This window comes from Marinobacter sp. ES-1 (genome assembly GCF_000475255.1).
Taxonomy (GTDB): domain Bacteria; phylum Pseudomonadota; class Gammaproteobacteria; order Pseudomonadales; family Oleiphilaceae; genus Marinobacter; species Marinobacter vinifirmus.
Genome location: NZ_AXBV01000048.1, coordinates 1 through 1,647, shown reverse-complemented (window position 1 = coordinate 1,647; position 1,647 = coordinate 1). Strand labels below are relative to the sequence as shown.

1 rRNA gene is annotated in these 1,647 nt (G+C 54.0%); it reads left to right on the top strand.

What is annotated here, in order from left to right:
* Positions 1-55 precede the first annotated feature (55 nt).
* Positions 56-1,596 (top strand): 16S ribosomal RNA (locus Q668_RS08915).
* Positions 1,597-1,647: the final 51 nt, after the last annotated feature.

Here is a 1,647-nt window from a genome sequence, read left to right as displayed (position 1 = left end):
AAATTGAGTTTTGTCTTGAGCAAGAATAGAGAATCTTCGGATTCTTGTATGATTTAAACTGAAGAGTTTGATCATGGCTCAGATTGAACGCTGGCGGCAGGCTTAACACATGCAAGTCGAGCGGTAACAGGGGGTGCTTGCACCCCGCTGACGAGCGGCGGACGGGTGAGTAATGCTTAGGAATCTGCCCAGTAGTGGGGGACAACAGTCGGAAACGGCTGCTAATACCGCATACGCCCTACGGGGGAAAGCAGGGGATCTTCGGACCTTGCGCTATTGGATGAGCCTAAGTCGGATTAGCTAGTTGGTAGGGTAAAGGCCTACCAAGGCGACGATCCGTAGCTGGTCTGAGAGGATGATCAGCCACATCGGGACTGAGACACGGCCCGAACTCCTACGGGAGGCAGCAGTGGGGAATATTGGACAATGGGGGCAACCCTGATCCAGCCATGCCGCGTGTGTGAAGAAGGCTTTCGGGTTGTAAAGCACTTTCAGCGAGGAGGAAGGCCTTAAAGTTAATACCTTTAAGGATTGACGTTACTCGCAGAAGAAGCACCGGCTAACTCCGTGCCAGCAGCCGCGGTAATACGGAGGGTGCAAGCGTTAATCGGAATTACTGGGCGTAAAGCGCGCGTAGGTGGTTTGGTAAGCGAGATGTGAAAGCCCCGGGCTTAACCTGGGAACGGCATTTCGAACTGTCAGACTAGAGTGTGGTAGAGGGTAGTGGAATTTCCTGTGTAGCGGTGAAATGCGTAGATATAGGAAGGAACACCAGTGGCGAAGGCGGCTACCTGGACCAACACTGACACTGAGGTGCGAAAGCGTGGGGAGCAAACAGGATTAGATACCCTGGTAGTCCACGCCGTAAACGATGTCAACTAGCCGTTGGGACTCTTGAAGTCTTAGTGGCGCAGCTAACGCACTAAGTTGACCGCCTGGGGAGTACGGCCGCAAGGTTAAAACTCAAATGAATTGACGGGGGCCCGCACAAGCGGTGGAGCATGTGGTTTAATTCGACGCAACGCGAAGAACCTTACCTGGCCTTGACATCCAGAGAACTTTCCAGAGATGGATTGGTGCCTTCGGGAACTCTGAGACAGGTGCTGCATGGCCGTCGTCAGCTCGTGTCGTGAGATGTTGGGTTAAGTCCCGTAACGAGCGCAACCCCTATCCTTGGTTGCTAGCAGGTAATGCTGAGAACTCCAGGGAGACTGCCGGTGACAAACCGGAGGAAGGTGGGGATGACGTCAGGTCATCATGGCCCTTACGGCCAGGGCTACACACGTGCTACAATGGCGCGTACAGAGGGCTGCCAACTCGCGAGAGTGAGCCAATCCCTTAAAACGCGTCGTAGTCCGGATCGGAGTCTGCAACTCGACTCCGTGAAGTCGGAATCGCTAGTAATCGCGAATCAGAATGTCGCGGTGAATACGTTCCCGGGCCTTGTACACACCGCCCGTCACACCATGGGAGTGGATTGCACCAGAAGTAGTTAGTCTAACCTTCGGGAGGACGATTACCACGGTGTGGTTCATGACTGGGGTGAAGTCGTAACAAGGTAGCCGTAGGGGAACCTGCGGCTGGATCACCTCCTTAAACGAAGCCGAATGCTTCGGTCAGAGTCCACACGAATTACTTGGTTGGCTA